25 protein-coding genes are annotated in these 24,837 nt (G+C 61.7%); 18 read left to right on the top strand and 7 right to left on the bottom strand.

Annotated features, from left to right (window positions below; all coding sequences use genetic code 11):
- Positions 1 to 64: 64 nt before the first annotated feature.
- From cobO to FIV39_RS15940, 14 genes are all read left to right on the top strand, one after another.
- Complete coding sequence (gene cobO, locus FIV39_RS16005) at positions 65 to 676, top strand: cob(I)yrinic acid a,c-diamide adenosyltransferase (protein WP_027603802.1); 612 nt, start codon at positions 65 to 67, stop codon at positions 674 to 676.
- Complete coding sequence (locus tag FIV39_RS16000; RefSeq protein WP_090400111.1) at positions 673 to 2,022, top strand: cobyrinate a,c-diamide synthase; 1,350 nt, start codon at positions 673 to 675, stop codon at positions 2,020 to 2,022. Before cobO ends, FIV39_RS16000 begins: the two co-directional genes overlap by 4 nt.
- Complete coding sequence (gene bluB / locus FIV39_RS15995) at positions 2,019 to 2,669, top strand: 5,6-dimethylbenzimidazole synthase (RefSeq protein ID WP_090400109.1); 651 nt, start codon at positions 2,019 to 2,021, stop codon at positions 2,667 to 2,669. Before FIV39_RS16000 ends, bluB begins: the two co-directional genes overlap by 4 nt.
- The gene (gene cbiB, locus FIV39_RS15990; protein ID WP_090400108.1) at positions 2,666 to 3,574 is read left to right on the top strand and encodes an adenosylcobinamide-phosphate synthase CbiB; all 909 of its coding nucleotides are present in this window, start codon (positions 2,666 to 2,668) and stop codon (positions 3,572 to 3,574) included. Before bluB ends, cbiB begins: the two co-directional genes overlap by 4 nt.
- Entirely contained in the window at positions 3,567 to 4,556 is a 990-nt protein-coding gene (gene cobD, locus FIV39_RS15985; protein ID WP_090400106.1) for a threonine-phosphate decarboxylase CobD, read from the top strand. The genes cbiB and cobD overlap by 8 nt, the downstream gene beginning before the upstream one ends.
- Positions 4,553 to 6,004 carry a cobyric acid synthase gene (locus FIV39_RS15980; RefSeq protein ID WP_090400103.1) on the top strand — a complete coding sequence of 484 codons (1,452 nt, stop codon included), beginning with the start codon at positions 4,553 to 4,555 and terminating at the stop codon, positions 6,002 to 6,004. The genes cobD and FIV39_RS15980 overlap by 4 nt, the downstream gene beginning before the upstream one ends.
- A gap of 412 nt (positions 6,005 to 6,416) precedes the next feature.
- Positions 6,417 to 6,938, top strand: a complete 522-nt coding sequence (gene cobU / locus FIV39_RS15970) for a bifunctional adenosylcobinamide kinase/adenosylcobinamide-phosphate guanylyltransferase (RefSeq protein ID WP_090400101.1) — start codon at positions 6,417 to 6,419, stop codon at positions 6,936 to 6,938.
- Complete coding sequence (cobT, locus tag FIV39_RS15965) at positions 6,935 to 7,990, top strand: nicotinate-nucleotide--dimethylbenzimidazole phosphoribosyltransferase (RefSeq protein ID WP_090400099.1); 1,056 nt, start codon at positions 6,935 to 6,937, stop codon at positions 7,988 to 7,990. The genes cobU and cobT overlap by 4 nt, the downstream gene beginning before the upstream one ends.
- Positions 7,987 to 8,562: an alpha-ribazole phosphatase family protein gene (gene cobC / locus FIV39_RS15960; protein ID WP_090400096.1), complete on the top strand. Its 576-nt coding sequence runs from the start codon at positions 7,987 to 7,989 to the stop codon at positions 8,560 to 8,562. The genes cobT and cobC overlap by 4 nt, the downstream gene beginning before the upstream one ends.
- 2 nt (positions 8,563 to 8,564) lie before the next feature.
- Positions 8,565 to 9,293 (top strand): adenosylcobinamide-GDP ribazoletransferase, encoded by a 729-nt coding sequence (locus FIV39_RS15955; protein ID WP_090400094.1) that lies wholly within the window; start codon positions 8,565 to 8,567, stop codon positions 9,291 to 9,293.
- A 42-nt stretch (positions 9,294 to 9,335) separates the two neighbouring features.
- Positions 9,336 to 9,740, top strand: coding sequence for a MarR family winged helix-turn-helix transcriptional regulator (locus FIV39_RS15950; protein ID WP_090400092.1), 405 nt, complete (start codon positions 9,336 to 9,338; stop codon positions 9,738 to 9,740).
- A 63-nt stretch (positions 9,741 to 9,803) separates the two neighbouring features.
- Positions 9,804 to 11,003: an MFS transporter gene (locus tag FIV39_RS15945; RefSeq protein WP_167361137.1), complete on the top strand. Its 1,200-nt coding sequence runs from the start codon at positions 9,804 to 9,806 to the stop codon at positions 11,001 to 11,003.
- Complete coding sequence (locus tag FIV39_RS33480) at positions 11,000 to 11,122, top strand: hypothetical protein (RefSeq protein WP_261384985.1); 123 nt, start codon at positions 11,000 to 11,002, stop codon at positions 11,120 to 11,122. The genes FIV39_RS15945 and FIV39_RS33480 overlap by 4 nt, the downstream gene beginning before the upstream one ends.
- Before the next feature lie 35 nt (positions 11,123 to 11,157).
- Positions 11,158 to 11,709 (top strand): glutathione peroxidase, encoded by a 552-nt coding sequence (locus FIV39_RS15940; protein ID WP_090400088.1) that lies wholly within the window; start codon positions 11,158 to 11,160, stop codon positions 11,707 to 11,709.
- 65 nt (positions 11,710 to 11,774) lie between these two features.
- Here FIV39_RS15940 and FIV39_RS15935 read toward each other — a convergent pair whose 3' ends face one another.
- From FIV39_RS15935 to FIV39_RS15915, 4 genes are all read right to left on the bottom strand, one after another.
- Positions 11,775 to 13,058: an OmpP1/FadL family transporter gene (locus tag FIV39_RS15935; RefSeq protein ID WP_090400086.1), complete on the bottom strand. Its 1,284-nt coding sequence runs from the start codon at positions 13,056 to 13,058 to the stop codon at positions 11,775 to 11,777.
- A 146-nt stretch (positions 13,059 to 13,204) separates the two neighbouring features.
- Entirely contained in the window at positions 13,205 to 13,687 is a 483-nt protein-coding gene (locus FIV39_RS15930; RefSeq protein WP_090400082.1) for a hypothetical protein, read from the bottom strand.
- A 279-nt stretch (positions 13,688 to 13,966) separates the two neighbouring features.
- Entirely contained in the window at positions 13,967 to 14,188 is a 222-nt protein-coding gene (locus tag FIV39_RS15925; protein ID WP_010563939.1) for a hypothetical protein, read from the bottom strand.
- 443 nt (positions 14,189 to 14,631) lie between these two features.
- On the bottom strand, positions 14,632 to 14,937 hold the full coding sequence (locus FIV39_RS15915) for a hypothetical protein (RefSeq protein WP_090400080.1): 306 nt from the start codon (positions 14,935 to 14,937) through the stop codon (positions 14,632 to 14,634).
- Between the two features lie 457 nt (positions 14,938 to 15,394).
- Between FIV39_RS15915 and FIV39_RS15910 the strand changes: the two genes are divergently transcribed.
- Complete coding sequence (locus FIV39_RS15910) at positions 15,395 to 15,718, top strand: SEL1-like repeat protein (protein ID WP_090400077.1); 324 nt, start codon at positions 15,395 to 15,397, stop codon at positions 15,716 to 15,718.
- Between the two features lie 175 nt (positions 15,719 to 15,893).
- Complete coding sequence (gene rmuC, locus FIV39_RS15905) at positions 15,894 to 17,258, top strand: DNA recombination protein RmuC (RefSeq protein ID WP_186731532.1); 1,365 nt, start codon at positions 15,894 to 15,896, stop codon at positions 17,256 to 17,258.
- A 33-nt stretch (positions 17,259 to 17,291) separates the two neighbouring features.
- On the opposite strand, the gene FIV39_RS15900 is transcribed toward rmuC, so the two are convergent.
- The 3 genes from FIV39_RS15900 to FIV39_RS15890 all read right to left on the bottom strand — a co-directional run bounded on the left by FIV39_RS15900 (position 17,292) and on the right by FIV39_RS15890 (position 21,873).
- Positions 17,292 to 20,762 (bottom strand): hybrid sensor histidine kinase/response regulator, encoded by a 3,471-nt coding sequence (locus FIV39_RS15900; RefSeq protein WP_090400072.1) that lies wholly within the window; start codon positions 20,760 to 20,762, stop codon positions 17,292 to 17,294.
- 119 nt (positions 20,763 to 20,881) lie between these two features.
- Positions 20,882 to 21,265, bottom strand: a complete 384-nt coding sequence (locus FIV39_RS15895) for a YbaN family protein (protein WP_027603821.1) — start codon at positions 21,263 to 21,265, stop codon at positions 20,882 to 20,884.
- 20 nt (positions 21,266 to 21,285) lie between these two features.
- Positions 21,286 to 21,873, bottom strand: a complete 588-nt coding sequence (locus FIV39_RS15890; RefSeq protein ID WP_090400070.1) for a UPF0149 family protein — start codon at positions 21,871 to 21,873, stop codon at positions 21,286 to 21,288.
- A gap of 279 nt (positions 21,874 to 22,152) precedes the next feature.
- Between FIV39_RS15890 and recQ the strand changes: the two genes are divergently transcribed.
- Together recQ and FIV39_RS15880 are read left to right on the top strand one after the other, a co-directional pair.
- The gene (gene recQ / locus FIV39_RS15885) at positions 22,153 to 24,279 is read left to right on the top strand and encodes a DNA helicase RecQ (protein ID WP_090400068.1); all 2,127 of its coding nucleotides are present in this window, start codon (positions 22,153 to 22,155) and stop codon (positions 24,277 to 24,279) included.
- Between the two features lie 121 nt (positions 24,280 to 24,400).
- Positions 24,401 to 24,835, top strand: coding sequence for a MarR family transcriptional regulator (locus FIV39_RS15880; protein WP_090400066.1), 435 nt, complete (start codon positions 24,401 to 24,403; stop codon positions 24,833 to 24,835).
- Positions 24,836 to 24,837: the final 2 nt, after the last annotated feature.

The following is a 24,837-nucleotide window of genomic DNA, read 5'->3' as shown; positions in this document are numbered from 1 at the left end:
GCGATGCTTGGCTGTCTGTTTTTTCCTGCCTGCCGTTTTTGTCCAGCCCCAACGGAGAGCTGCCATGACCGATACCCCCGACCGCGACGAACGCCACCTGGCGCGCATGCTGCGCAAAAAAGCCGTGATCGACGAGCGCATCGCCAATTCCCCCAATGAGTGCGGCTTGCTGCTGGTGCTGACCGGCAACGGCAAAGGCAAGAGCAGCTCGGCATTCGGCATGCTCGCGCGCGCCATGGGCCACGGCATGCAGTGCGGTGTGGTGCAGTTCATCAAGGGGCGCAACAGCACCGGTGAGGAGTTGTTCTTCCGCCGCTTCCCCGAGCAAGTGCGTTTCCACGTGATGGGCGAAGGCTTCACCTGGGAGACCCAGGATCGCCAGCGTGATATCGCCGCCGCTGAAGCCGCCTGGGCCGTCTCCCGTGAACTGCTGCAAGACCCCACCATCGGCCTGGTGGTGCTGGATGAGCTGAACATCGCCCTCAAGCATGGCTACCTGGACCTCGATCAGGTACTCAGCGACCTGCAGGCCCGTCCGCCGATGCAGCACGTGGTCGTCACCGGCCGTGGCGCCAAGCCTGAATTGATCGAAATGGGCGACACCGTCACCGAAATGGGCATGCTCAAGCACGCGTTCCAGGCCGGTATCAAGGCACAGAAGGGCGTCGAACTTTGAATCAGCCCCGTCATTGCCCGGCCGTCCTGATCGCCGCACCGGCGTCCGGCCAAGGCAAAACCACCGTCACCGCCGCGCTCGCCCGTTTGCACCGCAACCTGGGGCGCAAGGTGCGTGTGTTCAAATGCGGCCCGGACTTCTTGGACCCGATGATCCACGAGCGCGCCAGCGGTGCGCCGGTGTATCAATTGGACATGTGGATGGTAGGCGAGCAGGAAAGTCGCCGCCTGCTGTGGGAAGCAGCGGGGGAGGCCGACCTGATCCTGATCGAAGGTGTGATGGGCCTGTTCGATGGCACGCCGTCCAGCGCCGACCTGGCGCGGCATTTCGGCGTGCCGGTGCTCGGTGTCATCGACGGCACCGCCATGGCCCAGACCTTTGGCGCCCTGGCCCTCGGCCTGGCGCGCTATCAGCCGGACCTGCCGTTCGCCGGGGTGCTGGCCAACCGCGTCGGCACCCTGCGCCATGCGCAACTGCTGGAAGGCAGCCTGACCGAAGGCCTGCGCTGGTATGGCGCATTGTCCCGCGAAACCGGGATCGAACTGCCCAGCCGCCATTTGGGCCTGGTGCAGGCCAGCGAGCTGAATGACCTCGACGTGCGCCTGGACGCCGCCGCCCAGGCATTGGGCAGCAGCTGTGAAGTCGCATTGCCGCCACCGGTGACCTTCGCCGCACCAGCAGTGATCGAGGCCGAGCCGTTGCTGGCCGGTGTGCGCATTGCGGTGGCCCGTGACGAAGCCTTCGCCTTCACCTATGGCGCCAGCCTTGACCTGCTGCGGGCGATGGGGGCCGAACTGACGTTTTTCTCGCCGATCCATGATCGCCAGCTGCCTGCGGCTGACAGCCTCTATCTGCCCGGCGGTTACCCGGAACTTCATCACCAGGCGCTGTCGGAAAACACCCTGATGCTTGAAGCCATTCGTAACCACCATGCCGCCGGCAAACCCTTGCTCGCCGAGTGCGGCGGCATGCTCTACCTGCTGGATTCGCTCACCGATGTCGACGGCACCCGCGCCGAACTGGTCGGTCTGCTGCAAGGCGACGCGGTGATGCAAAAGAAACTCGCGGCCCTGGCCCTGCAAAGCGTAGAGCTGCCGGAAGGCGTGCTGCGCGGGCACACGTATCACCATTCCCTGACCAGCACCGAGTGCCAGCCGATTGCCCGTGGCCTGAGCCCGAACGGTGGGCGCGGTGCCGAAGCGGTCTTCCGACAGGGGCGGATGACGGCCTCTTACGTGCACTTCTATTTCCCCTCGAATCCGACGGCGGTAGCCGCCTTGTTTGCACCGGACCGAGCTGAAACCCTATCCACTGTGGGAGGGGGCTTGCCCCCGCTAGGGCCATGACCGACAACGCTTTCCCCCAGGCCGACCGCGACGCCGTCTACCGCGCCATCGCCGAACGCCGCGACATGCGCCACTTCAGCGGCGGCGTGGTCGCCCCCGAATTGCTGCATCGCCTGCTCCAGGCCGCGCACCAGGCCCCCAGCGTTGGCCTGATGCAGCCCTGGCGGTTTATCCGCATCAGCGACCGCGCGTTGCGAAGCCAGATTCAACACCTGGTGGAAGAAGAGCGCGTGCGCACCGCCGAGGCATTGGGCGAGCGCTCCGACGCGTTCATGCAGCTCAAGGTCGAAGGCATCCACGATTGCGCCGAAGTGCTGGTGGCGGCGTTGATGGATGACCGTGAGCGCCACATCTTCGGACGGCGCACCCTGCCGGAAATGGACCTGGCGTCGCTGTCCTGTGCGATCCAGAACCTGTGGTTGGCTGCCCGGGTCGAGGGGCTGGGCATGGGCTGGGTCTCGCTGTTCGAACCCCAGGCCCTGGCCGACCTGCTGGGCTTGCCGCCTGGCGCGAAACCCCTGGCGGTCTTGTGCCTGGGGCCGGTGACGGAATTTTACCCGGCACCGATGTTGCAGCTCGAAGGCTGGACCGAGCCTCGGCCGTTGAGTGACATGTTGTATGAAAATGCGTGGGGAGTGAGTCAATGAGTGTGGCCTTGCTGTGTGTCGCCGCGGTGGCGCTGGATGCGCTGCTGGGCGAGCCCAGGCGCTGGCATCCGCTGGTGGCGTTCGGTAATTTTGCCGGGCGCATCGAGCAGCGTTTCAACAGCGGTGGCCGTGGCTGGCGCAGCCATGGCGTGACCGCGTGGTTTATCGCCGTGGTGCCGCTGACCCTGCTGGCCACCGCGTTGTCGTGGGCACCGTATATTGGCTGGGCACTGGAGATCCTCGCGTTGTACTGCGCCCTCGGCATGCGCAGCCTCGGCGAACATGTGATCCCGGTGGCCCAGGCCCTGCGCAGCGATGACCTCGACGCGGCCCGCACGCGCGTGAGCTACCTGGTCAGCCGCCAGACCAGCGAGCTGGACCGCACCGAAGTCGCCCGCGCCGCCACCGAGTCGGTGCTGGAAAACGGCAGCGATGCGGTGTTTGCCGCGCTGTTCTGGTTTGTCGTCGCCGGCGTGCCGGGCGTGGTGCTCTACCGCCTGAGCAACACCCTCGACGCCATGTGGGGCTATCGCAATGAACGCTTCGAGCGCTTCGGGTGGGCCGCGGCCAAGATCGATGATGTCCTCAACTATATTCCGGCACGCCTGGTGGCCTTGACCTACGCCGTGCTGGGCAAAACTCGCTTGGCCCTCAAATGCTGGCGCACCCAGGGGCCGACCTGGGACAGTCCCAATGCCGGGCCGGTGATGGCGGCCGGTGCCGGTGCGTTGGGCGTTGAGCTGGGCGGCGCGGCGATTTACCACGGCGAGGTGCACCATCGTCCGCAACTGGGCGAAGGCCCGGCAGCGGATGCCGACTCCATCGATCGCGGCTGGCAGCTGGTGCAGCGCGGCGTATGGTTGTGGCTGCTGATTCTATGCGTGGGGGGGCAGTTTTATGCTTGAGCACGGTGGTCGGCTGCGCAAGGCAGCGATTCAGTACGGGATTGCCGAGGCCGATTGGCTGGACCTTTCCAGCGGCCTCGCGCCTTGGCCGTGGCCGATCCCCGAGATTCCGCTGCGGGCCTGGGCGCGCTTGCCGGAATCCGACGACGGCCTGGAACAGGCGGCCAGCGAGTATTACGGCGCCGCGCATCTGCTGCCGGTGCCCGGCTCGCAGGCGGCGATTCAGTTGCTGCCGCGCCTGCGCCGCGCCGGCAAGGTCGGCGTGCTGTCGCCGTGCTACGCCGAACACGCCGAGGCCTGGCGCCGTGCCGGTTACGTGGTGCGTGAGGTGCAGGAGCAGGAAGTCGACTTCTTCCTCGACGGCCTCGACGTGCTGGTGGTGGTCAATCCCAATAACCCCACCGGACTGAGCCTGACCCCGCGGCGCCTGCTGGACTGGCACTCAAGGCTGGCCCAGCGCGGCGGCTGGCTGGTGGTGGACGAAGCGTTCATGGATGTCACCCCGCAGTTGAGCCTGGCGAGCCAGGCCCATCAGGTCGGCCTGATTGTGCTGCGCTCGTTCGGCAAGTTTTTCGGCCTGGCCGGGGTGCGTCTGGGCTTTGTGCTGGCCGAGCGCAGGCTGCTCAAGCTGCTGGCCGAACAGGTCGGGCCGTGGGCCGTCAGCGGGCCGACGCGGGTGCTGGGCCAAGTGTGCCTGCGCGATACCGCCGGCCATGCGCGGCAGCGGGCACGCTGCATCGAGGCCGCCCAGCGCTTGTTTGAAATGCTCGAGCGCCGTGGCTTTCAACCCCAGGGCGGCTGCGCGTTGTTCCAATGGCTGATCACCCCGCACGCCGAGCGCATGCACGAATTCATGGCCCAGCGCGGCATCTTGCTGCGTCTGTTTGTGCACAACAGCAGCGTGCGTTTTGGCCTGCCTGACACCGAGGCCGATTGGTTGCGCCTCGACGAAGCGCTGGCTGCCTACAAGGACGCCTCATGAGTACGCTGATGGTGCAAGGCACCACCTCCGATGCTGGCAAAAGTACCCTTGTCACCGCGTTGTGCCGTTGGCTGGTGCGCCAGGGTATTGCGGTCGTGCCGTTCAAACCGCAGAACATGGCGCTCAACAGCGCCGTGACGGCCGAAGGCGGCGAGATCGGCCGCGCCCAGGCGGTGCAGGCCCAGGCGGCCAACCTGGCGCCCCACACCGACATGAACCCGGTGCTGCTCAAACCCAACAGCGACACCGGCTCCCAGGTGATCATCCATGGCCGCGCAGTGACCAGCATGAACGCGGTGGCCTATCACGACTACAAAGCCATCGCGATGCAGGCGGTGCTGGCTTCCCACGCGCGGTTGAGCGAAGCCTACCCGGTGGTGATGGTGGAAGGTGCAGGCTCCCCAGCCGAGATCAACCTGCGCGCCAACGACATTGCCAACATGGGCTTCGCCGAGGCCGTCGACTGCCCGGTGCTGCTGATTGCCGATATCAATCGCGGCGGCGTGTTCGCCCATCTGGTGGGCACCCTGGAATTGCTCTCCCCCAGCGAACAGGCGCGGGTCAAAGGTTTCATCATCAACCGCTTTCGCGGCGACATTGCACTGCTGCAACCCGGCCTGGATTGGTTGCAAGCACGCACCGGCAAACCGGTGGTGGGCGTATTGCCCTACGTGATGGACCTGCACCTGGAAGCCGAGGACGGCATCGACCAGCGCCAGATCGACAAGGCGGCGCAGGTGCTCAAGGTGGTGGTGCCGGTGTTGCCGCGCATCAGCAACCATACGGATTTCGATCCGCTGCGCCTGCACCCCCAGGTGGATTTGCAGTTCATCGGGCCGGGCCAGCCGATTCCGGCCGCCGACCTGATCATCCTGCCCGGTTCGAAAAGCGTGCGCAGCGACCTTGCGTACCTGCGGGCCAATGGTTGGGACACTGCCGTGGCGCGGCACTTGCGCTATGGCGGCAAGGTGCTGGGGATTTGCGGCGGCTTGCAGATGCTCGGTGAGCAAGTGCACGACCCGTTAGGTTTGGAAGGGCCAGCCGGTTCCAGCGACGGCCTGGGGCTGCTGGCGTTCAGCACCACCCTGGAAGAAGAGAAGCAACTGCGTAATGTTCGCGGGCGTTTGTTGCTGGAAAATGCCGAGGTCAGCGGGTATGAGATCCATGCGGGCGTGACGTGCGGCGCTGCCCTGTCGAACGCCGCCGTGCTGCTGGATGACGGTCGCAGTGACGGCGCGCAAAGCGCTGACGGGCAGATTCTCGGCACGTATCTGCACGGCTTGTTCGAGACCCCGGCGGCCTGCAGTGCGTTGCTGCGTTGGGCTGGGTTGCAGGATGTGCAGGAGGTGGATTATCACGCTTTGCGCGAGCGCGATATTGAGCGGTTGGCCGACCTGGTGGAGAACCATTTGGATACTGATTTATTGCGCAAGCTGTGCGGGGTTTAACGGTGTGCATGCGATCCAAATGTGGGAGCGGGCTTGCTCGCGAAGGCGGTGTGTCAGGTGCTGAATTGTTCAGGTATACCGAGTACATATCCATTCCTGCGGTAACGGCCACTTATGGTTCCGCTCTTACAGCGGGTCACTTTTGGAAAGACCCAAAAGTAACCAAAAGGTCTTCGCCCCACCACTCGGCACCTTGCTTGGGCTCGGTGTGCCCGAACGCAGGCTTGAATCCGTGGGCCGCCGCAATGGGCCATCCCTGGCCCAGTGCGGCTAACCCGGCCTCCTGCCGGGTTACCCACGGATTCAAGCCTGCGTTCGGCCAGCGTGGTTTACGGGGCGACTTCAGATCAAAAGCAGGATCAAAAGCGACTCGCTTCGCATTGTGGAGTGGTGGGTGGGTAGGGGGTGACTCATGCTTCAACTGATTTTAGGCGGCGCCCGCTCCGGTAAAAGCCGCCTGGCTGAAAAGCTTGCTGCAGAGTGTGGTTTTTCCGTCATTTATATCGCCACCAGCCAGCCGCTTGATGGTGAGATGAGCGCCCGCGTTGCCTTGCATCGCGAGCGTCGTCCTGATGATTGGGGCTTGATTGAAGAGCCTGTCGAGTTGGCGCGAGTCCTGCGCGATAACGCTGCCGAAGGTCGCTGCTTGTTGGTGGATTGCCTGACCCTGTGGCTGACCAACCTGCTGATGCTCGAAGACGCACAGCGCTTGGCCTCTGAGCGCGATCAATTGCTGGAAAGCCTGGCCGTGCTGCCGGGTGAAATCATTTTTGTCAGCAACGAGACCGGTCTGGGTGTCGTGCCGCTGGGCGAATTGACTCGCCGCTATGTGGATGAAGCCGGTTGGCTGCATCAAGCCTTGGCCGAGCGGTGTCAGCGTGTTGTCCTGACGGTTGCCGGCCTGCCCCTGACGTTGAAAGGTACTGCGTTATGACTGACTCCTGGTGGCTCAACCCTTGTAAGGGCATTGACGCCTCGGCGTACGAACAAGCCCTGGTGCGCCAGCAGCAATTGACCAAGCCGGCCGGCTCCCTGGGCCAGTTGGAAGCGTTGGCGGTGCAATTGGCCGGCTTGCAGGGCCAGGTCAAGCCGTCGGTGGAACAGCTGTGGATTGCCATCTTTGCCGGTGACCACGGCGTGGTTGTCGAAGGTGTATCGGCGTTTCCCCAGGAAGTGACCGGGCAGATGCTGCATAACTTTGTCACCGGTGGTGCGGCCATCAGTGTATTGGCGCGGCAACTGGATGCGCGGTTGGAAGTCGTCGACCTCGGCACGGTGACCCCTTCGTTGCGCCTGCCCGGCGTGCGTCACCTGAATATCGGCGCGGGCACCGCCAATTTCGTCAAGGGCCCGGCAATGACCGGCGCCCAGGGCCGATTGGCATTGCAGGCGGGTCGCGACAGTGTGCTGCGCGCCCGTGAAAGCGGTGCGCAGTTGTTTGTCGGCGGCGAGATGGGCATCGGCAACACTACCGCTGCCAGTGCGCTGGCCTGCGCCTTGCTCGATTGCCAGGTGACCGACCTGACGGGCCCGGGCACGGGGTTGAATGCCCAAGGCGTCAGTCACAAGGTGGCGGTGATCGAGCGCGCGCTGGCCTTGCATGCCGCGCAGCGTGGGGATGCGCTGCAAACCCTGTGCAATCTTGGCGGCTTTGAAATCGCTGCCTTGGTGGGCGCTTATCTGGCCTGCGCCCAGGAAGGCATTGTGGTGCTGGTGGATGGGTTTATCTGCACCGTCGCGGCGCTGGTCGCCACGCGCTTGAACCCGGCGTGCCGCGACTGGCTGCTGTTCGGTCATCGCGGTGCCGAGCCTGGCCATCGCCATGTCTTGCAGAGCCTCGACGCACAACCGTTGCTGGAACTGGGCCTGCGCCTGGGCGAGGGCAGTGGCGCGGCGTTAGCGGTGCCGTTGCTGCGCCTGGCCTGTGCGCTGCACGGGCAGATGGCGACGTTTGCCGAAGCGGCCGTGGCAGACCGTCCGGCATGACCTTGCACCTGGACCTGTTGCGCCATGGCGAAACCGAACTGGGGGGTGGCCTGCGCGGCAGCCTGGACGATGCATTGACCGCCAAGGGCTGGGAACAAATGCGCGCCGCCGTGGTGGCACAGGGGCCTTGGGATCGGCTGATCAGCTCGCCGCTGCAACGCTGCGCGCGGTTCGCGGATGAGCTGGGCGCGCGGCTGAATGTGCCGGTGAGCCTGGAAAAGGACCTGCAGGAACTGCACTTCGGTGCATGGGAAGGGCAGAGTGCCGCAGCGCTGATGGAGACCGACGCCGAAGGCTTGGGCCGGTTCTGGGCCGATCCCTATAGCTTCACACCGCCCCAGGGCGAACCGGTTGGCGAGTTTTCCCAGCGGGTGTTGGGCGCCGTCTTACGCCTGCATGAGGCGTATGCCGGTCAGCGTGTGCTGTTGATCAGCCACGGTGGCGTGATGCGTTTGCTGTTGGCCCAGGCTCGGGGGCTGCCCCGTGAGCAGTTGCTGAATGTCGAAGTCGGTCATGGCGGGTTGTTCAACCTGCAGGTCGGCGCCGATGGCGTGCTGAAGGAAGGAATCTGAGGATGCTGCCGTTCTGGATCGCCCTGCAATTTCTCAGCAGCTTACCTATTCGTCTGCCGGGCATGCCGCAACCGCAGGAGCTGGGGCGCTCGTTGCTGTTTTATCCCGTGGTCGGGTTGCTGTTCGGCGTACTGCTGTGGGGCCTGAATACGCTGCTGGTCGGATCACCGCTGTTGTTGCACGCCGCGCTGCTGCTGACGGCCTGGGTGTTGCTCAGTGGCGGCTTGCACCTCGATGGCCTGGCGGACAGCGCCGATGCCTGGCTGGGCGGTTTCGGCGACCGCGAGCGCACTCTCAGCATCATGAAAGATCCACGCAGCGGGCCGATTGCCGTGGTCACCCTGGGCCTGGTGTTGCTGCTCAAGTTCACAGCGCTGGTGGCGTTGATCGAGCAGCACAACGGTGCGGCGTTGATTCTCGCGCCGTTGATCGGGCGGGCGTCGATGCTGGCGTTGTTTCTCACCACGCGGTATGTGCGAGCGGGTGGGCTGGGTCAGGCGCTGTCGGATCATTTACCGCGCATCGTCGGTCAACAGGTGTTGGTCCTCAGTGGCCTGGCCTGCATCCTGATCGGTGGTTTCAGCGGTGGGGTCGCCGTGCTGCTCGCGGCCGTGTGTTTTATGGGCCTGCGCCAACTGATGGTCAATCGCCTCGGCGGCACCACCGGCGACACCGCTGGCGCGCTGCTGGAGCTGCTGGAAGTGGCTGTTCTGGTCGGCCTGGCGTTGTAACACTTTCTTGCATTTCCCTAATCGCGGGTATATACACGTTCCATGCTTGCCTCCCAATGTTTATGCACCAACCTGCGACGTGCCGCCCGTGGCGTCAGCAGGCACTACGACGGCGCCCTCGACGGCTTCGGGATCAACGTTGCCCAGTATTCTTTGCTGTGCAACCTGCAGCGCCTCGATCAACCGAGCATTTCCAGCCTGGCCGACGCCATGGGCCTGGATCGCAGCACCTTGGGGCGCAACCTGCGGGTGCTGGAAGGCGAGGGGCTGGTGCAGATGGTGGAGGGTGATGACCTGCGCAACCGCCTGGTGTTGTTGACCGCAGCCGGTGAAGAGCGACTGGCCGCAGCGTTACCCGCTTGGGAGGCGGCGCAACAGAAATTGATCGATCAACTCGGCGCGGAAAAACGCGAAACCTTGTTGGCCTTGCTGGATGAACTCGCCTGAACGCGGGTTTGTTCGACTACAAGCGGGTATATACCCGCGAGCGGAGAATAAGAAATGACGTCGATGTGGCGCACCAGTGGTTGGATCCTTGTAGGGAGTGCGCTGATCCTGGCGTTGTCTTTGGGCGTGCGGCACGGTTTCGGCCTGTTCCTGGCGCCGATGAGCAGCGAATTCGGCTGGGGCCGTGAGACCTTCGCCTTTGCCATCGCCTTGCAGAACCTGATCTGGGGCCTGGCGCAGCCGTTTACCGGAGCCTTGGCCGACCGTTTCGGCGCCACCAAGGCGGTGTTTGTCGGCGGGGTGTTATACGCCGCAGGCCTGGTGTTGATGGGCATGTCGGATTCGGCGTGGTCGTTGTCCTTGAGTGCGGGCCTGCTGATCGGGATTGGCCTGTCGGGCACGTCGTTCTCGGTGATTCTGGGTGTGGTCGGCCGCGCCGTGGCGCCGGAAAAGCGCAGCATGGCCATGGGCATTGCCAGCGCCGCCGGTTCGTTTGGCCAGTTCGCCATGGTGCCGGGCACCTTGGGCTTGATCAGTTGGCTGGGATGGTCGGCAGCCTTGCTGGTGTTGGGCTTGATGGTGGCACTGATCCTGCCGCTGGTGAGCATGCTCAAGGACCGCCCGCTGCCGGTGATGGCTGGCCAGCAAACCCTGCGTGAAGCCTTGAAGGAAGCTTGCTCCCACTCCGGGTTCTGGTTGCTGGCCTTCGGCTTTTTCGTCTGCGGTTTCCAGGTGGTGTTTATTGGTGTGCACCTGCCGGCTTACCTGGTGGACCAGCACTTGCCGGCCACGGTCGGCACCACGGTGTTGGCGTTGATCGGGCTGTTCAATATCTTCGGCACCTACACCGCCGGCTGGCTCGGCGGGCGCATGTCCAAGCCGCGCTTGTTGACCGGGTTGTACCTGCTGCGCGCGGTGGTGATCATGCTGTTCCTGTGGGCGCCGGTGACCGAAGTCACGGCGTACCTGTTCGGCATGGCCATGGGCTTCCTGTGGCTGTCCACGGTACCGCTGACCAACGGCACGGTCGCTACGTTGTTTGGGGTGCGAAACCTTTCCATGCTGGGTGGGATCGTGTTCCTTTTTCATCAGCTTGGCTCGTTCCTTGGCGGCTGGTTGGGCGGGGTGGTCTATGATCGAACCGGTAACTACGATTTGATCTGGCAAGTGGCGATCCTGTTGAGCGTGCTCGCCGCAGCCCTGAATTGGCCGGTACGTGAGCGGCCGGTGGCGCGATTGCAGGCGCAGATGGAGGCGGCATGAGTTCGAGCTGGTATTGGTTCGGCGGGGCAGCAGCGACTGCGCTGTTGCTGGCGCTGGCCTGGTGGGGATGGCAGCGCGGTGGCCTGGCGTTGATGCAACTGGGTATGTCGATCTGTTAAGTTCGATCCCTGAACTTTTTAAAGGACGTCTCGACATGCAGATGCGCTGGCTTGCTGTACCTGTGCTGATGGCTGCTTTTGGCGGCGTGGCGTTGGCTGCCGACTGCCCGCCGTTGCTGGAGGGCCAATTGCCCAAGCTGCGCGCCAAGGAATCCATCGACCTGTGCCAACGTTTTGCCGGCAAGCCCTTGGTGATCGTCAACACGGCGAGTTTTTGCGGGTTCGCGCCGCAATTCAAAGGTCTCGAAGCGCTGTATCAGCGTTACAAGGGCGAAGGGCTGGAGGTGATCGGTGTGCCATCCGATGACTTCAAGCAGGAGGCCAAGACCGGCGAAGAAACCGCCAAGGTCTGCTACGTGAATTACGGCGTGACCTTCACCATGACCGAGCCGCAGAAGGTCAAGGGGCCGGACGCGGTGCACCTGTTCAAGGTGTTGGCGCAGCAGAGCAACGCGCCGAAGTGGAATTTCTACAAGTACGTGGTCGACCGCCAGGGTAAGGTGATTGCCGATTTCTCCAGCCTCACCAAGCCGGACAGCCCGGATCTGATCAAGGCTGTGGAGCAGGCTATAGCGTCTAAACCCTGATCATCGGGTACTAAAAAGCCCCGCCTCCTTTGCAGGAGAGCGGGGCTTTTTTACACCCGTCTGGATCAGAAGGTGTAGGTCATGCCCAGGCCGAAACCGTTGGCACTGTTTTCGTATTTGGCGCGGTAACTGGCTGTCGACGGAGCGTCAGCAGTCTGGTTGATCTTGATGTCTTCTTCTTTCAGGTACGAATACGCCAGGTCGACGGTCATGTTATCCATGACTTTGTAGCCCAGGCCCACGCTGAAGATCGTACGGTCGCCAGTCGGGATGCGCGGCGAACGATCGGTGTTGTTCGTCGGGGATTGGTCGAAGGTCAGGCCGGTACGCAGCACGACTTGCTTGGTCAACTGATACGAGGTACCCACGGCGTAGGCCCAGGTGTCGTGCCAATTTTGTTCTTCGGTGATGGAACCTAGTTGGCTTGGTGCCAGTAAGCCGCCGGCAGCCGTTACGCCTTCGTTGTTGACGGTGATCTCTTTCAGGCGACTCCAACGCGTCCAGGTTGCACCGCCATAGAGTTTCCAGGCGTCGGTCAGGTCTTGGGTGACCGACAGGTCGTAGGACTCTGGGGTGTCGATTTTCAGCGAGGCGTCGTAACGGTTGTTACGCAGAACTGGCTGAGTGGCCGCTGGGCCGCTGACGGTGGTGTGGCCTTCGAGCTTGTACTTGACCTTCGAGTGGTAGGTCAGGCCCACGCGTGTGGTGTCGGTGGCCTGGACCAATACGCCGACGTTGAAACCCAGGGCGGTATCGTCACCCTTGATTTTTACGTTGGTATCGGGGACGAGCGGGTTGAGGGTCCTGTCCGACTCGAGCACACCGGAAATCCGGTTGATGGTCGGGCCGAAACCGATGGATACACGGTCGTTGAACGCGTAGCTGACAGTTGGCTGGAAGGTCATGACCTTCACTTCGCTCTTGCTGCCAAAGCCACGGCCCTGGAAGCCGTTTTCATAGTCGGTCACCAGGCCGAACGGTGCGTATACACCGAAGCCGATGGCCCACTGGTCGTTGAGTTTGTTGGTGTAGAAACCGAATGGCACCGCGGTGAACGGAACCATGTCGCCTTTGTTGGAACCGCGAGAGTTGCCACCGGTATTGCTGATGTCGGTCGACGCATCAATGGCAGCAACACCGCCGGTGATTTGCTGGCCATTCAGTCGGGACATACCGGCCGGGTTACCGTAGACAGTGCTTGCATCATCGGCAGAAGAGGAGCGACCTGCGAAACCCGTACCCATCCCGCTGACGCTCTGTTCGTTCAGTGCGAAACCGCTTGCGAACAGTTGGGAGGATGCCATGGCAACGGCGAGGCTAAGTGTGGTCTTGAGCATTACTTTTTTCATTATTAGAACTCCGTGGTGATCACCGCAGCGGAAAGTATCAATAAAATTAACATCGCGCTATAGGCTGTAATGCAGGAGATAGAGCGGTTTTGTAGGACAATCCGACCAGAATTCGGGTTTTTTGCCGAATCTTGCAAATTGCCAGGTCAGCAGGCCACGTGATTCATGGGGGAAACACAGGTTTGCCAGGCTTGGGTGAAATCCCGCAGCCTTCCTTGAGGATGAAATATTTCTTTCCAGATACGCGCCATGGCTAAAACATCACCAGGTGGTGGCAGGGCGGGGCTGTGTTGTTCGACCAGGAGCCAAGCGATAGCGGTGGCGTAACGCAGGTTTACGGTGAGCTCCAGTTGGGGCGCACTGAGGAAGGCATGTTGGCTGGCCAGCCCGCGTACCAGGCTGGCACGCTCGGGGTCGAGCGCCAGGTAGTTATCCCACAAGGCGCGATGGCGAGGTTCGGTGATGCTGTATAGGCCATGGCCGCGTCGATCGTGCAAGGCGGAACCCAATTCCGACTGGCTGGCCGCAATACCCAGCAGCAGTGACTCAGCCGTTGGGCTCTGCTGGCCGAGGTAAGTCAGCGTCGGCCGGATCACATAGCGACACAATTCACTGGCTGCGATACCCATACACGCCTCAATCCGTGGAAGTGGTCGACGAGTCCTGAGAAAAGGGGCTTGGCAGCAGTGGATCGGATCTCAGGCTCGTCGGAAGCGGATCATGCCGCTTGAGTTGAAGTGTAGTGTCATATTCATGAGGTAAAGGACTGTTTTTAAAACATCTTCCTCATCCAGTTATAACGTTTATATCGATTTGAACTTAGTACAAATGCTCAAGATACGAATTTCGGGCAATAAAAAACCCTGTGTTTTAAACAGGGTTTTTTGTGTTTCAGCGACTCGGGTCGATCAGGCAACCAGTGCCTGACGGGTACGCTCGATCACGGCCTGCAGCGGTTCAGCGCTGGAGTATTGATCGGGGTACAGGCGTTCGCTGTGACGAGCGATGCCGTGTTCGTTGACCAGGGTGAAGCTGAAGCAGCCTTTGCGAGCGGCCATGATCAGGCAGTTCATTGGAGCAAAAGCATTGGTGAGGGTGCGAATGGCATCCTGAGTGTGGATAGCGGACATATTATTGGTGTTCCTACAAATGACACGGATAAGAACCGTGCAACGTTAAAACGTTCCAGTAACGTTGATCACCATTGATCAAACGAAGAACCCGACTGGAACAAAGCAGCCAGTTTGAAGCGCTAATAAGTTAGGCGCGCTTGGGCTGGCAGGTAGGTACTTAGGAGGGCAGGCAGCACAACAGGGGCAAAGGTTCTGGGCCCAGGGTGAAGATCCTGATCAATTTGCAGGTTGGTTCGGTCAGAGTATGAAAACTTCGCGGCACCCTTTGCTTGTTCAAAGGCAGTGTCGTCGCAAGTGATACCTGGAAACCATCGAGGTGGTCGATCCCGTGTTGTTCAGGGGAGTTGTTCGACCAGAATTGACTTTCAGCTTGGTACTAACGCTGCGGATAGTAACGGATTGAAACAGGTAATGGAAGCGCGCTAATCAAAAAACTTCAATCAGCCGCCCAGCAGGCCGCGATACACCAGTACCGTGACGGCGGCGGCCAGCGAACAACCCAGCCCATAGGCGGCCAGGGTCAGGCGCAAGGATTGGCCGGTCTCGACCACCTTCATCACGTCGCCCATGTCATTGATGCGCCCCTCTCCCAACTCGATGCACAGGCTCACGGCGGTGAAAGCGGCCGACAGCAGGATAGCGATGGCAAACAACGCCCCATCCGGGGATGGCAGCACGACATTGATCCCTAATGAAATGGCGCAGATGGCCAGTAACAACACGGCGAATAACAGCATTCCTTTCATCGGCCCACTCAGCGTTGCGTTGTCCGTCGGGCAGTGTGGCGAGCCGGGAAAGATTTGAAAAGTCCCTGTTTTGCCCCAGCGGTAACATTTTTGAAGCCTGTCGCTTCAAAAAAAGCCGGGGATATAACCATCGGATCGGTACTTGTGCACATTAGTTGCGGCGTGTGTAACCGGGCTGTCAATTGTTGTGCAGGACCGCCATTTGCCTGCAATGGAAATTTAAGTCAATGAAAAATCTGGCTTTTTTTTATTGGTGAAAAAATCGTCAGTTTGACTGCGAGCCCCGTTCCATGGGCCTTTGCGCGTGTTAAAGGCTGGTTGTCCACTGAGTTATCCACAGCTTCTGTGGATTGTCCCGAGCGCTTGCTCTAGAACGGGCGTGCAGGGTTTTTTCAGCTTTACCTGTACGAAAAAAAGAGTAGAGTGGCGCGCCTTCCGTTCTGTCCCACAGTGCTTTATGAAGTTTCGCTCAGTATCACTTTCTGTTACCGACACCCCGCAGACTGTTACCGCACCCAAGCGTTTTTCCTTGAAAGTCGCCCTGTGGTTGCTCGACAGCCCACGCCTGGGGCACAGCACCAACGTCAAACACTTTGCCGGGCGCTTGCTCAAACAGCCGGCCCGTGAGGGCGTAGTGGCTGCGCAAAGCCGTCTGGGCCAATTGATGTGCCGTGAATGCGGCAACGCCCGCGACCGCCGTATCGGCCACGATCTGCTGCGCCTGGCCGCCCGTGCCGGTGATCGCCGCGCCCAGCGTGAACTGGGCCAGGTCGAAGACTGAGCTGTCCTCCCGCTCTACGCTTGGTTAACCTTGCTCCTTTTCGATGATGGCAGAAATGGCTATGGTTTTTGACTGGACCAGTATTGCCCTGGGCCTTGCTGGCGCCGCAGTGCCGTTATTGGCGGTGTGCTGGCAGATTCAGCGGCGGTTGACCGCGCGGACCACCGGCTGGGAACTGCTCGAAGAGCGCCTGGCCACTGCGCAACTGGCCCAGGAGGGCCTCGCCGCTCAATTGGATGCCAGTCGCGATGAAATCAGCGATCTGAGCCAGGCCAACGCCGCCAAGCAAGCGGACCTTGCGGCTGTGCGCCGGGAGGTCGAGCTGTTGCAGATCGACCGCGATAACGCCCGCGACGCCGCCCACGCCTGGAACCTTGACCGCAGCGCCAAGGAAACCGAATTACGCCGCCTCGACGCACTGTCTGCCGCCTTGCGCGCCGAACTGCGCGAGCAGCAGGAAAGTCATCAGCAGCGCTTGGCCGACCTGCAAGGCTCACGGGACGAGTTGCGTGCGCAGTTCGCTGAGCTGGCCGGCAAGATCTTCGATGAGCGTGAGCAGCGCTTTGCCGAAACCAGCCAGGAACGCCTTGGCCAGTTGCTCGATCCCTTGAAGGAGCGCATCCAGTCCTTCGAAAAACGCGTGGAAGAGAGCTATCAGAACGAGGCTCGCGAGCGCTTTTCCCTGGCCAAGGAACTTGAACGCCTGCAGCAACTGAACCTGCGCCTGTCAGACGAAGCCACCAACCTGACCCGCGCCCTCAAGGGCCAGAAAACCCAGGGTAACTGGGGTGAGTTGATCCTCGAACGGGTGTTGGAACACGCAGGTCTGGAGAAGGGCCGTGAGTACCAGACCCAGGTCAGCTTGAAGGGCCCGGACGGTGAGCGCTTCCAGCCGGATGTGCTGATCATGTTGCCCGGTGACAAGCAGGTGGTGGTGGATTCCAAGGTCAGCCTGACGGCGTATCAGCAGTACGTCGCGGCCGATGATGAGGTGATCGGTCGCGAGGCCTTGAAGCAGCATGTGCTGTCGCTGCGTAATCACGTCAAAGGCTTGGCCGGCAAGGACTACAAGCGCCTGGAAGGCTTGCACAGCCTGGATTTCGTGTTGTTGTTCGTGCCGATCGAAGCCGCTTTTTCCGCGGCCTTGCAGGCTGAACCGAATCTGTTCCAAGAGGCTTTCGACCGTCATATCGTGATCGTCAGCCCTACGACGTTACTCGCCACCCTGCGCGTGATCGACAGCCTCTGGAAGCAAGAGCGTCAAAGTCAGAACGCCCGCGAAATCGCCGAACGCGCCGGTTGGCTTTACGACAAGTTCGTGCTGTTTATCCAGGATCTGGACGAAGTGGGCAATCGTCTGCAGCAGTTGGATAAGGCTTACAGCGCAGCGCGGAACAAGCTGACAGATGGACGCGGAAATCTGGTCAGCCGCACCGAGCAATTAAAGTTGCTCGGTGCGCGTGCCAGCAAAAGCCTGCCGGCGGATTTGCTGGAGCGGGCGATGACCGACGCCGACGGCGTCGCGCACCTTCCCGACTAAACGCAATCCGAAATGTGGGAGGGTACATCCGGTTTATAGAGGTAAGTGTCGACTCAGCAACGCTCGTAACGCGGCTGGCTTCACCGGCTTGGCAAGGTAATCCAAGCCCGCCGCATGCACCTCTGCCACCATTTCCGGGCGGCCGTCGGCACTGATGACCACGCCGGGAATCGGCTCCGCCATTTGTGTACGCAGCCAGCCCATCAACTCGGTACCGGTCTCACCGTGATCAAGGTGGTAATCGACCAGCGCCAGTTGCGGGCGTATGCCTTGCGCCAGCAGCGCCGCACATTGCGCTTGATCGGTGGCGGTCCATACTTCACAGCCCCAGCGTGTCAGCAGGCTGCGCATACCGATCAGGATGCTCTCTTCGTTATCCACGCAGAGTACTTGCGCGCCGCTCAAGGGCAGGCCATTTTCCTGTGCGGGCTTGACCTGCGGGCTGGTCTGGTTGCGCGCCAGTGGCACGTGTACGCTGAACACGCTGCCCTTGCCTGGCCAGGAACGTACGCTCAAGCGGTGACCCAGCACCCGGCACAGGCCGTCGGCAATCGCCAGGCCCAGGCCCAGGCCTTTCTCGGCGCGGGTCTGGTGGCTGTCCAGGCGCTTGAACTCTTCGAAGATCACCTTCTGTTTATCCTGCGGGATGCCAGGGCCACGGTCCCACACCTCGAGGCACAGCTCGCCCTTGCGTCGGCGTACGCCCAGCAGCACCGAGCCATCGGAATATCGGAAAGCGTTAGTCAGGAAATTCTGCAGGATCCGCCGCAACAACTTGATGTCACTGTCGACGCGCAAGCGGCTGCCGTGCAGGCGAAAACGCAGGCCTTGCTCCTGGGCCAGGGCCTTGAATTCCGCGCCGAGGGCGTCGAACAGTTCGTTGAGGACAAAGGGCTGGCGCTGCGGGTTGATCTTGCCGTTTTCCAAGCGCGAAATATCCAGCAGGTCGCTGATCAGGTCTTCGGCCGAACGCAGCGAACTGTCGAGGTGCTGTACCAGTTGCCGGGCTTCGCTGGACAGGCCGTCGTTCTGGTGGGAAAGGGCGGCGGAGAACAGCCGGGCGGCGTTCAGCGGTTGCATCAGGTCATGACTGACGGCCGCCAGGAAGCGGGTTTTTGACTGGCTGGCGGACTCGGCAACGCCTTTGGCATCGGTGAGCGCTACATTGAGCTGCGACAGTTCGTGGGTTCGCTCCGTCACCCGTTGCTCAAGCCCTTCGTTGGCCTCGGTGAGTGCCTGCTCGGCCTCGCGGAACGCGGTGATGTCGGTGAAACTCATGACGAAGCCGCCGCCGGGCATCGGGTTGCCGATCAGCTCGATCACCCGCCCATTCGGGAACAGGCGCTCGGACGTATGCGCGCGGCCCTGGCGCATCCAGTGCAGGCGGCGCGCCACATGCACTTCTGCTTCGCCCGGTCCGCACAGGCCGCGCTCGGCGTTGTAGCGAATGATGTCGGCAATCGGTCGGCCTACGCTGATCAACCCGTCCGGGTAATTGAACAACTCCAGGTAGCGCCGGTTCCAGGCCACCAGCTTGAGGGACTGGTCCACCACACTGATGCCCTGGGTGATGTTCTCGATGGCGCCTTGCAGCAATGCGCGATTGAATTGCAGCACTTCCGACGCTTCGTCGGCGATGCGTACGACGTCCTCCAGCTGCATTTCGCGCCCTTCAATCGCAGCTTTTACTACGGCGCGGGTCGAAGAGGCGCCAAGCACACCGGCCAGCAGGCGCTCGGTGTGGGCGATCCAGTCGTTGTCGGCATTCTGGTTGGGGTTAAAGCCTTTGCCCTGGCGATAGGCGAAGCGAATAAAACTCTGCTGGGCCCGTTCTTCACCGACAAAACGCGCGGCCAGGCTGAGCAGGTCGCTGATCTGTACCGAGAGCATCGAGCGGGCGTTGGCGCGCTGGCTGATTTCCTGGCCGATGAAGCGCCCGGCTTGCCAGTGTTCCGACACGCGCGTGCGCGACAGCATCGACACCCACACGAACAGCGTGAAGTTGCCTGCCAGAGAAAACACCGTTCCCAGCGTAAGAGAAGTCACCGACAAACCGAGCGGGTGCGAGTGCATCCACGTCAGCCCCGGGAAAATCGCGAGTGACCAACCCAGGCTTTTCGCGGTGACCGGTAGGACCAAGGTATAGAACCACAGGAACGTACCCGCCGCCAGCCCGGCAAACACACCGCGTCGGTTGGCTTGCTTCCAATACAGTGCGCCGAGCATGGCCGGGGCCAGTTGAGTCACGGCGGCAAAAGCGATCTGGCCGATGGTCGCCAGGCTCGCGGTGGAGCCCAGCAGGCGGTAGCTGACATACGCCAGCAGCAGGATGATCACGATGCTGACCCGGCGTACCGACAGCATCCAGTGGCGGAACACTTCGAACGGTCGCTCGGCGCTGGAGCGGCGCAGCAGCCACGGCAGCAGCATGTCGTTGGAGACCATGGTCGACAAGGCGATGCTCGCCACGATCACCATGCCGGTGGCCGCCGACGCACCGCCGATAAACGCCAGCACGGCGAGGGCCGGATGAGCCTCGGCCAGGGGCAGGCTGATCACGTAGGAGTCCGGAAGCACCGAGCCGGGCAGCATCATTTTGCCGCCCAAGGCGATCGGTACTACAAACAGTGCGGCGAGAATCAGGTAGGCCGGAAACACCCACTTGGCCAGGCGCAGATCCTGGGGGTCGATGTTCTCTACGACAGTCACATGGAACTGCCGAGGCAAGCAGATGATTGCCATCATGGCGACGCCGGTTTGCACCACCATCGACGGCCAGTTGATGGTTTCCTTCCAGTATTCCTCCAGGCGTGGCGCGAGCATCGCCTGGCTGAACAGGTCGCCGAAACCGTCGTACAGGCCGTAGGTCACAAACGCCCCGACTGCGAGAAAGGCGAGCAGCTTCACCAGCGATTCAAACGCAATCGCCAGCACCATGCCTCGGTGGTGTTCGGTGGCGTCGAGGTTGCGGGTACCGAACACAATGGTGAACAACGCCAGCACCAGGGACACGATCAAGGCGGTGTCTTGCGCGCGGGTGCCGGTGGTGTCCGCGCCAGCGCCAATCAGCAGGTTGACCCCCAGCACGATGCCTTTGAGTTGCAGGGCGATATAAGGCAGCACGCCCACCAGGCAGATCAGCGCGACCACCACCGCCAGGGACTGGGATTTGCCATAGCGTGCCGCGATGAAGTCGGCGATGGAGGTGATGTTTTCCTGCTTGCTGATCAGGATCATCTTTTGCAGGACCCAGGGTGCCAACACCAGCAACAGCACCGGTCCCAGGTAGATCGGTAAGAACGCCCACAGTTGTTCGGCGGCCTGGCCTACGGCGCCGAAGAAGGTCCAACTGGTGCAGTAGACGGCCAGCGACAGGCTATAGACCCAGGCACGCATGCGCGGCGGCAGCGGCGCACGGCGGCGGTCACCGTAGAAGGCGATGGCAAACATAATGGCCATATAGGCCAGGGCAACGGCGGCGATCAGCCCGCTGGACAGCGTCATGGTAACTCCGAGCATGAGAACACCCAGGCATTCCAGGCCCGGTTGGACAGTCTCGCATGATGCCTGGGGTTAGTCAGTGTCGACCAAGGTCGTGTGGGATCTAATGTCGCAGTGCGTGCTTAGCGCGGTGGCAGGGTTTTCTGGCGCAGGATGTAGATTGTCACCAGTACGGCGCTGGTCAGCATGAACCCGCGTGCCCATGGTAATGGCACCAGGTAGCAGGAAAAACCAATACTCAACCACATCAGGCCAATGGCGTAGACCTTGCCCTTGAGCGGGATGCCATTGCCATCCAGATAGTCACGAATCCAGGGGCCCAGGCGCGGGTGTTCCACCAGCCACTGGTAGAAACGCGGGGAGCTTCGAGCGAAGCAGGCGGCGGCGAGCAGGAGGAAGGGCGTGGTCGGCAACACGGGTAGGAAAATACCGATCACTCCCAACGCTACGCTCAGCCAGCCGATGGCCAGCAGCACGTAACGCAGGAGCAGCGAGCGATTGCCCATGGGTGTCACGGGCAGGCGACTCAGTGGTGACGTGGCTTGAGGATCGCCGGTTTTTCGTCAGGAGCATTGCACAGCAGGTACAGGGCGGTCAGCGCTTCCGGGATCTGTACGATCATGTCGTCCATCAGGTTGGCGTCGGCGGCGATGTCGGAAAATTCAGCTTCTTCCTCAAACAGCCCCGAACCGACCATGATCGGCAGCAGCATTTCGCTGACTTCTTCCTCGGCGGTTTCGAACCAGGCGGCTTCACGCAGGAACACACCTTCCATAAAGCCGATGCACCAGCCGCGCAGGTCGGAGTCGTCCGGTTCTTCGCCCAGGTCCAGGTCGCACGGCAGCTCGAACTCCTCATCGGAGGCGAGTTGGCGAGAGATGTGGGCCTTGAGGGCCAGCAGGGTGGATTCGATTTCTTCGCGCTGGGCGGCGTCGGCGTAGTGCGGCTCTTCGGCGAACAGCGCGTCGATCCATTCACGGTCGGGAACGACCTCGGAGCAGATCGACAGGGCGGTCAGGTAGCCGTGGGCGGCCACATAGTCCAGCGCCTCGTCATGCAGCTCATCGGCGTCGAGGAAGGCTTGCAGGCGGGTTAGTTGCTCAGCGAAGGACATTGAAGGACTACCTTGGGAATAAACGATGCTGAATTCTAGGCGTTCTTGCGCGCCCAAGCCAGTCGGCGTGCATATTTGCCAGGTTTTAGAGACGGGCTGCAATTCGTCAGCGGCGCCCTTTGCCGGATGACGCTCGGGTATACTGCCGCGTTTTGTGATGCCCCTGCAGGCCAAGCGCCAGGCCGAGAAAACTTCGCTTACGGATTATTTTCCGTGAGGCCGCATTTTTTCGGCCAGCCTGTACAGAGGGATTTCGGCACTATTTTGTTGGAGTTATACATGCTCGATCAGGCTCAACGCGTCCTCAAGGACATCTTCGGCTACGACAGTTTTCGTGGCCGCCAGGGTGCGATCATTGAGCGCGTGGCCAAGGGTGGTGATGCCCTGGTCCTGATGCCTACCGGCGGTGGCAAGTCGTTGTGTTTCCAGGTACCCGCGCTGTTGCGCAACGGGCTGGCGGTGGTGGTGTCGCCGCTGATCGCGTTGATGGACGATCAGGTTGCGACCCTGGAAGAACTCGGCGTCGCTGCCGCGGCCTTGAACTCCACCCTCAGTGCCGAGCAGCAACGCGACCTGGCCGCGCGGATCAAGCGCGGTGAAGTGAAGATGCTCTACCTGGCGCCGGAACGGCTGGTGCAGCCGCGCATGCTGGCGTTTTTGCAGAGCCTGGAAATTGCCCTGTTCGCCATCGACGAAGCTCACTGCGTATCGCAATGGGGTCACGATTTCCGTCGCGAATACCTGCAACTGGGTCAACTGGCGGAGCTGTTTCCCGACGTCCCGCGCATCGCCCTGACCGCCACCGCCGACAAGCGCACCCGTGAAGAAATCGTCGAGCGGCTGCACCTTCAGAACGCCGAGCGTTTCCTGTCGAGCTTCGACCGGCCGAATATTTTCTACCGCATCGTACCCAAGGAGCAGCCGCGCAAGCAGTTGCTGGCGTTCCTTTCCGAACGGCGCAGCGATGCGGGCATTGTCTATTGCCTGTCGCGCAAGAAGGTCGATGAAGTGGCCGCGTTCCTCTGCGAGCAGGGCTACCCGGCGCTGCCGTACCACGCCGGCCTGCCCAACGAAACACGCTCTGCCCACCAGAAACGCTTCCTCAACGAGGAAGGCCTGATCATGGTGGCCACCATCGCATTTGGTATGGGCATCGACAAATCCAACGTGCGCTTCGTTGCCCATATGGATCTGCCCAAGTCCCTTGAGGCCTATTACCAGGAGACCGGGCGTGCCGGCCGTGATGGCCTGCCGGCGGACGCGTGGATGGTCTATGGCCTGCAGGACGTGGTGATGCTCAAGCAGATGCTGCAGAACTCCGAAGGCGACGAGCGCCACAAACGCCTGGAGCAGCACAAGCTCGACGCGATGCTCTCGTTGTGTGAAGAGACCCGCTGCCGCCGCCAGACCTTGCTGGCGTACTTCGACGAGGACATGCCGCAACCGTGCGGCCACTGCGATAACTGCATTGATGGTGTGCAGACCTGGGACGCCACCGAGCCGGCCCGCCAGGCACTGTCGACGATCTACCGCACCGGCCAGCGTTATGGCGTAGGCCATCTGGTGGATGTGTTGCTGGGCAAGGACAACGAAAAAGTACGCAGCTTCGGCCACGAAAAGCTCTCGGTCTACGGCGTCGGCAAGGCCCGTGCCGAAGGTGAGTGGCGTTCGTTGTTCCGGCAGATGGTCGCGCGTGGCCTGGTGGACATCGATATCGAAGGGTATGGCGGCCTGCGCCTGAACGACAGCTGCCGACCGCTGCTCAAGGGCGAGGTGAGCCTGGAGCTGCGCCGCGACCTCAAGCCGCAAACGACCGCCAAGACCAGCACCAGCCAGGCCAGCCAGCTCGTACGGGGTGAGGAACGCGAACAGTGGGAAGCCCTGCGTACCCTGCGACGCAAACTGGCCCAAGAGCACAGCGTGCCGCCGTACGTTATTTTTCCCGACTCCACGTTGCTGGAAATGCTGCGCGAGCAACCCACCACCATGGCCGAAATGGCGCGGGTCAGCGGCGTCGGTGCGCGTAAGCTGGAGCGCTACGGCCAGGCATTCCTTGAAGTGCTCGGTGGCCAGGCCGAAGCGCCGAAGGAAATCGCCGATATTCGCCATGAACTGATCAGTTTGGCACGCGCCGGCATGACCCCGATCCAGATCGCCGGCCAGCTGCAATGCTCGGAGAAAAACGTCTACACCTTGCTGGCCGAATCCATCGGCAAGCAGCAGTTGTCGCTGGAGCAGGCCCTTGATTTGCCGGAAGATTTGCTCGGCGAGATCCAGGACGCATTCCTTGACGGGGAAGGCGAATTGCCACCGGTTACGGAGATTGCACCGCTGTTTGCCGGTCGTGTTCCGGAAGGGGTTTTGTACTGTGTGCGGGCCGCTTTGCAGTCTGAATTCGAAATTTAGTGTGCCAATTACGACAATGTAACGAATCAGTACATAGCAAGTCTTGCCTAGTGACATGGCTCATGCTTAGCTGACTAATAATTAGCCATACTTTATTTTCAGTCTAAACCATGAGTTTTTTATGCCGTTAACCGATCAACACCGTTTTGGCATGCAGCTGGCGCAAATGTCCCGAGGTTGGCGCGCCGAGCTCGACCGCCGTTTGGCCGGGCTGGGTTTGTCCCAGGCGCGCTGGCTGGTGCTGCTGCACCTGGCTCGTTTCGAAGAAGCACCCACCCAGCGTGAGCTGGCGCAAAGCGTCGGCGTAGAAGGGCCGACCCTGGCCCGGTTGCTCGACAGCCTCGAAGGCCAGGGCTTGGTGCAACGCCAGGCCGTGGTAGAAGACCGTCGCGCCAAACGCATCCTGCTGTGTGACACCGCCAAGCCGTTGATCGAGCAGATCGAGACGATCGCCACGGCGTTGCGTCACGAGCTGTTTGCAGGCGTTGACGAAGAAGATATGCGCGTATGCATGCGGGTGCATGGGCACATCCTGGCGAACCTGGAAAAGTCCTGATC

Origin of the sequence: Pseudomonas grimontii (assembly GCF_007858185.1) — a bacterium.
GTDB lineage: Bacteria > Pseudomonadota > Gammaproteobacteria > Pseudomonadales > Pseudomonadaceae > Aquipseudomonas > Aquipseudomonas grimontii.
The sequence above is the reverse complement of the archived record's forward strand: the minus strand, read 5'-3'. Positions and strand labels throughout refer to the sequence as shown.

Excerpts from the sequence above, each read along its gene's own strand:
- FIV39_RS15910 (WP_090400077.1), top strand. The coding sequence starts at position 15,395 with ATGAAGTTTCGCTCAGTATCACTTTCTGTTACCGACACCCCGCAGACT.
- FIV39_RS15940 (WP_090400088.1), top strand. The coding sequence starts at position 11,158 with ATGCAGATGCGCTGGCTTGCTGTACCTGTGCTGATGGCTGCTTTTGGC.
- cbiB (WP_090400108.1), top strand. The coding sequence starts at position 2,666 with ATGAGTGTGGCCTTGCTGTGTGTCGCCGCGGTGGCGCTGGATGCGCTG.
- FIV39_RS33480 (WP_261384985.1), top strand. The coding sequence starts at position 11,000 with ATGAGTTCGAGCTGGTATTGGTTCGGCGGGGCAGCAGCGACTGCGCTG.
- cobT (WP_090400099.1), top strand. The coding sequence starts at position 6,935 with ATGACTGACTCCTGGTGGCTCAACCCTTGTAAGGGCATTGACGCCTCG.
- FIV39_RS15980 (WP_090400103.1), top strand. The coding sequence starts at position 4,553 with ATGAGTACGCTGATGGTGCAAGGCACCACCTCCGATGCTGGCAAAAGT.
- FIV39_RS15895 (WP_027603821.1), bottom strand. The coding sequence starts at position 21,265 with ATGGGCAATCGCTCGCTGCTCCTGCGTTACGTGCTGCTGGCCATCGGC.
- cobO (WP_027603802.1), top strand. The coding sequence starts at position 65 with ATGACCGATACCCCCGACCGCGACGAACGCCACCTGGCGCGCATGCTG.
- FIV39_RS15915 (WP_090400080.1), bottom strand. The coding sequence starts at position 14,937 with ATGAAAGGAATGCTGTTATTCGCCGTGTTGTTACTGGCCATCTGCGCC.
- bluB (WP_090400109.1), top strand. The coding sequence starts at position 2,019 with ATGACCGACAACGCTTTCCCCCAGGCCGACCGCGACGCCGTCTACCGC.
- cobU (WP_090400101.1), top strand. The coding sequence starts at position 6,417 with ATGCTTCAACTGATTTTAGGCGGCGCCCGCTCCGGTAAAAGCCGCCTG.
- FIV39_RS15955 (WP_090400094.1), top strand. The coding sequence starts at position 8,565 with ATGCTGCCGTTCTGGATCGCCCTGCAATTTCTCAGCAGCTTACCTATT.
- FIV39_RS15945 (WP_167361137.1), top strand. The coding sequence starts at position 9,804 with ATGTGGCGCACCAGTGGTTGGATCCTTGTAGGGAGTGCGCTGATCCTG.
- FIV39_RS15935 (WP_090400086.1), bottom strand. The coding sequence starts at position 13,058 with ATGAAAAAAGTAATGCTCAAGACCACACTTAGCCTCGCCGTTGCCATG.
- FIV39_RS15925 (WP_010563939.1), bottom strand. The coding sequence starts at position 14,188 with ATGTCCGCTATCCACACTCAGGATGCCATTCGCACCCTCACCAATGCT.
- FIV39_RS15890 (WP_090400070.1), bottom strand. The coding sequence starts at position 21,873 with ATGTCCTTCGCTGAGCAACTAACCCGCCTGCAAGCCTTCCTCGACGCC.
- recQ (WP_090400068.1), top strand. The coding sequence starts at position 22,153 with ATGCTCGATCAGGCTCAACGCGTCCTCAAGGACATCTTCGGCTACGAC.
- cobD (WP_090400106.1), top strand. The coding sequence starts at position 3,567 with ATGCTTGAGCACGGTGGTCGGCTGCGCAAGGCAGCGATTCAGTACGGG.
- FIV39_RS15950 (WP_090400092.1), top strand. The coding sequence starts at position 9,336 with ATGCTTGCCTCCCAATGTTTATGCACCAACCTGCGACGTGCCGCCCGT.
- FIV39_RS15880 (WP_090400066.1), top strand. The coding sequence starts at position 24,401 with ATGCCGTTAACCGATCAACACCGTTTTGGCATGCAGCTGGCGCAAATG.
- FIV39_RS15930 (WP_090400082.1), bottom strand. The coding sequence starts at position 13,687 with ATGGGTATCGCAGCCAGTGAATTGTGTCGCTATGTGATCCGGCCGACG.
- cobC (WP_090400096.1), top strand. The coding sequence starts at position 7,987 with ATGACCTTGCACCTGGACCTGTTGCGCCATGGCGAAACCGAACTGGGG.
- FIV39_RS15900 (WP_090400072.1), bottom strand. The coding sequence starts at position 20,762 with ATGACGCTGTCCAGCGGGCTGATCGCCGCCGTTGCCCTGGCCTATATG.